Here is a 4548-nt window from a genome sequence, read left to right on the forward strand (position 1 = left end):
GACCCGGACGAAGAGGACCCGCCCCCACTCCCACCGGACGACCCGGACGAAGAGGTGTGCGTCGGCGACGGGGACTTCGTCGGCGTCTTCGTGGGCTTCGCCGTCTTGGTGGGCGACGGTGTCGTCTTCGTGGGCGTCGGCGAAGGCACGACGTACTTGACGGTGGACGTCTTGACTACGTCGTCGACCTTGGTCGCGCTGACCGTGACGGTGACCTCGACCTGCTTCAGCTTCTTGGAAACCTTCAGCTCCCAGTTGAAGACGTCGCTATCTCCGCTGGAGAGGGTCCCGTCTCCCACCCTGCACGGGTCCGCGGGGTACGGCGCCACACAGTCACCGGTCAGGGTCGCCCCGGCAGCGTCCACCTTGACGCTCTTGATCTTGACGTCGGACACATCACCGTCGACTGCCTTGACGGTGGCCGCCACGTCAACGGGGTCGCCGGCTTCCGGTGCGGAGGGCTTCGTGAAGAGGTCCACGTTGAGCTTGCCCACGGCGGGAGTCGTGGTTCCCGACTCTGAGGGGGAGGGCGAGGCGTCGGCGACGGCGGATGCGCCGCCGGCGGCGAGGATGGCCGCCGTGCCGAGCCCAACAAAGATCGGTTTGACCGCCGATCGGCAGATCACTGCCGCCGCACCTCCGTCGCGTCGCCGTTGAACGCCCGTGCTAGCTACCGTCCGAGGGATCACCTCGGAAGACATGCGAACACGGATGCGGGGGCCAAATCAACCCCTGTACGCGCTCAGATGATCTCTTCCCGGACGTCCTCGATCTCCGAGCCGGGCGCCCACGTCTGCCAGATTCCCTGGTCGATGCGGTCGAGCCCGAGTTTCTCGGCGACGGGGGCCCGCCCGCCGACATATTCGACACGGAGCCATGTTTCATGCTCGCCGACGATGACGAAGCGCTCTCCGCGCCAGTTGCACGTCGTCCGGACGTAGCGGAGCTCCTCGACCTCGGACGCGGGGACGATGCGGCGGAAGCGGCCGGGCCTGAGCTCCTCGAACCCGTCCGTCGGCCCGGGCGCGTACAGCCTGATCTCGCCGTCGGCGCCGGGGGCGGCCTCGAAGTCGCGGCCGAGCCACCGTGCGAGGTACCCGTCCCGGATCACTGCGCGGCCTCCGTCCGTCCGTCCCATCCTTCGGCGTTGGCGTCCGGCCGCAGCCAGGCGAGCCGGTCGGGATCGTACATGGCGATGAACCGCTCGGACCGGTCTCTGGCGAGGTAGTACATCTCCGCCCCGTACGGCAGCCGGAGGCTGTCCACCTTGTACTCGCGGATGGATCCGGCGCTGCCCGGCGCGAACCCGCCGCCCAGGAACGGCGGCCGCTCGATGACCCAGCCGGACTCGCCCCAGGAGGCCAGTTCGTCTTCGTTCCGTCCGCCGAACGGGACGCGGTAAAGGTCGGGGCAGTACGCGGGCCACCGGATGACGTAGACGCCCTCGTCACCGGGCGAGAACAAGGAACCGTCGTAGGACAGGCCGAGCGCCTCGTACAGCTGGACGGGCGTCTGCAGCTCGGCCACGTCCCCCGTCGAGTGGACGAAGCCGCCGACCCGGTCGTAGCCCTGCTCCAGGTACCAGGCGACATGCCCGTGCGGGACGACCTTCTGCATGATCGTCGGCGACGAGAGGCGGTCGTCCAGGTCGGCCGGCAGTTGCGGTGCCGGCTCCGGCTCCGGCCGTGGCGGCGGCACCGGAACCTCCGGCCGCGCCGGGACGAGCCCGACCCGCACCGCCCACTCGCTCAGCGCGAGCACCTGGTCGCCGCGCAGCGACGCCCCGATGCGCGTCCCCGGATTGAGGACCATCGCCCAGTCTCCCTGGGGCCACGCGCCGATCAGCTCCCGGAAGTCGGCGTACACGAACCGCGACTCGGGCATCACCTCGCGCAGCCGCACCAGCGACGTGAACACCTGCACGTCCGCCCCGTCCCGCAGGGCGGCGTCCCACCGGAACTCGCGCTGCACCGGAGTCACCTCAAGCGGCGCATCACCGGGGATCGGCACGAGCACGTTCGCGTTCAGCAGCACCCGCAGGAACGCGTCGGAGTCCCCGCTGGACGCCGCCTCGTAAAGCTCCTGATCGATCCGGTTCCCCGGCTCGAACGCCGCCTCGGGCTCCTCCACGGCCCGCAACGCCCGCTCGCGTGGGCCCGCGTCACGTCCACCGCCCGGAACACCCGCTGCGGCGTCATGTCCCGCCCCCGGATGCTGCCCGGATGAGCCCGCACCCAAGTCCGCCAGCGAACCACCAATGCCGTGTCCGCCGGGCATTTCGGAAACCGCTCCGCCTGCGGCAGCGCCACCGGCACGGTCGGCCTGCTCCGGAAACACCCCAGGCGCGCCAGGCATATCGGACGGCTGCCCGCCGCCAGGTGCGCCCTGTCCGCTCTCCTGGCCGCCTTGCACCCCGGCACTGCCCTCGCGTGGCACGCCGGTGAGTGCTCGGAGAACTCCGGAAGTGCCAGGAGCCGATGTGCGGGGCGCATCGGACGCCGGCGCCCCCGGCATGTCGGACGGTTGCCCGCCGCCTTGCGCTGTGGCACCGCCCTCACCTGGCGCGACTGGTGCGTCGGACACCTGTTCGCCGGGTCCGTGGTCACCGCGAGGAATGCCGGACGCCGCTCCGCCTTCCACCGGTCGTGGCTCGCCTGGCGCGGATGCGGCTTGGTGCTCCGTGCCGAGGCCGCCCTCCTGCTGGCGAGACGCGTCGGCGGCAGGGGGTGGTGTCACTCCTGCCCCCGCCACGTCGCCGGCAGGCGCACCCTGCGAGGACGTGCCGGGCGTGCTTGGCCGACGCACGGCTTCCCCTGGCGCGATCATGCCGGACGGCTGCCCGCCACCGATCGCCGCTGGGGGTTGCCCACTCGCCTGGCCACCGTGTGCGCCGACACCGCCGTCACCTGGCGCGCTCGGTGCGCCGGGCGCCCCGGCGTGACGGCCTGCATCTCCTGGCGCGACCGGCGAGTCAGACGCTCGTTCGCCGCCGATGCCCGCCGCATCGAGTCCGCCTGCTTGGAGGTCTTGCGCGGCGGCACCCGCATCGCCCGGCCGACCGCCGCTGGCCGCCCTATGGCCGCCGGCTCGGTCGCCTTGCGTACCGGCGTCACCCGGCGTGCCGGTCTGTCCTGCTGCGCCGGGCAAGCCTGACGCCGCCCCGCTTGCTGCGGCGGAATCGGGGTGGTTGCTCTCGTCTGATGATGCGGCGGGCGCGCCGATGTGGCGCCCTGCTCCTCCGGGCGCCCCCGGCGTGTTAGCCGCCGGTCCGCCGATGCCTGCTGCTTCGTGGCCGCTCGCTTGGCCGCCTTGTGTACCGAAATCACCTGGCGTGCCCGGTTGTCCCGGGATGCCGGACGTCTGGTCGCCGTCTGCTGCGCCGCCGCTGTCCGCCTGGCCGCCTTGCGCTGCGGTGCCCACATCGCCTGGCCGACCGCCGCCAGCCGCTCCGTGGCCGCCTTGCGTTGTGGCGTCGCCTGGTGTGCGCAGTGGGCCCGGCGTGCCGGGTATGTCGGACGTTGCTCCGCCTGTGACGGCGGGACCGGCGTGGTTGGTCTGAAGATCTGAAGATGTGCCGGGCGTGCCCGGCGAGTCAGAGGGCCCGCCGCCGATGCCCGCCGCGTCGCGTCCGCCAGCCTGGTCGCTTTGCGTACCGGCACCACTTGGCGTGGCCGGGAGGTGGCCCGGTTGTCCGGGAGGGCCGGGCACATCGGACGTCAGGCCGCCGCCGGGCGTTCCGTGGCGGCCTTGCGCACCGGCGTCGCCTGGTGTGCCGGGCATGGCGGAGGCGGCTCCGGTGGTGGTGCCTTCGGGATTGGTGGAACGGTCCGTGGAGCGCGGGTCGCCCGGTGTGGGCGTGGCCGGATGTTGTGCACCTGGGACGTCCGACTGCTGGCGAGGCGCGCCGGCGGCGGGTGGTGTCGCGCCTGGTCCTGCCGTTTCACCGGCCGACGCGGTCGACAGGTCGGGCGTTCGTCCGCCACTGGCGGCCGCTATGCCTTGTCCGCTCTCTGGACTGCCTGGTGCTGCGGCACCGCCCTCACCTGGCGTGCTCGGTGCGTCGGACGTCGGTTCGCCGGGTCCGTGAGCACCACCTGCAGCGGGGCCGCCGGGGTGGTGGCCCTGGTCTGAAGGTGCAACTGGCGTCCCCGCGTGACGACCGGCTCCGCGTGGCGCGACCCGCATATCGGACGTCTGCCCGCCGCTGGTGTCCGCCGTGCCGTGGTCGCCCGATTGGCCGCCTTGCGTGGTGGCGTCACCCGGCGTGCCTTGTCCCGGTGTGCCGGGCATGTCGGACGTCGGTGCGTTCAGTGCGGCGCCTTCGGGGTTCGCGGCCCGGTCCGTGAGGTGCGGCTCGCTCGATGCGGACGCAGGTTGTTGTGTTGCACCATGGCCCGCCACATCGCCGGGTCGTGAGGCCGTGCCTGGAGGGCGGCCGGCCTCTGCCGGCGTGACCGGCATGGTGGGCGGCTGGTCGCTGGGTGTGCCGTGGCCGGTCGGTTGGCCGCCGTGTGCGTCGGCGCCGGGGTGGGCTACGGGGGCCTGGAG

General features: G+C 72.4%; 3 protein-coding genes. All 3 read right to left on the minus strand.

What is annotated here, in order from left to right; genetic code table 11:
• Positions 1-626, minus strand: a 626-nt coding sequence (locus E1293_RS44750) for a hypothetical protein (protein WP_207939498.1), incomplete at its 3' end; no start/stop codon positions are given.
• A gap of 116 nt (positions 627-742) precedes the next feature.
• Complete coding sequence (locus tag E1293_RS44755) at positions 743-1111, minus strand: hypothetical protein (protein WP_132205895.1); 369 nt, start codon at positions 1109-1111, stop codon at positions 743-745.
• Positions 1108-2130: an SseB family protein gene (locus E1293_RS48270; RefSeq protein ID WP_165978689.1), complete on the minus strand. Its 1023-nt coding sequence runs from the start codon at positions 2128-2130 to the stop codon at positions 1108-1110. Before E1293_RS48270 ends, E1293_RS44755 begins: the two co-directional genes overlap by 4 nt.
• Positions 2131-4548: the final 2418 nt, after the last annotated feature.

Source organism: Actinomadura darangshiensis (genome assembly GCF_004349235.1).
Lineage (GTDB): Bacteria > Actinomycetota > Actinomycetes > Streptosporangiales > Streptosporangiaceae > Spirillospora > Spirillospora darangshiensis.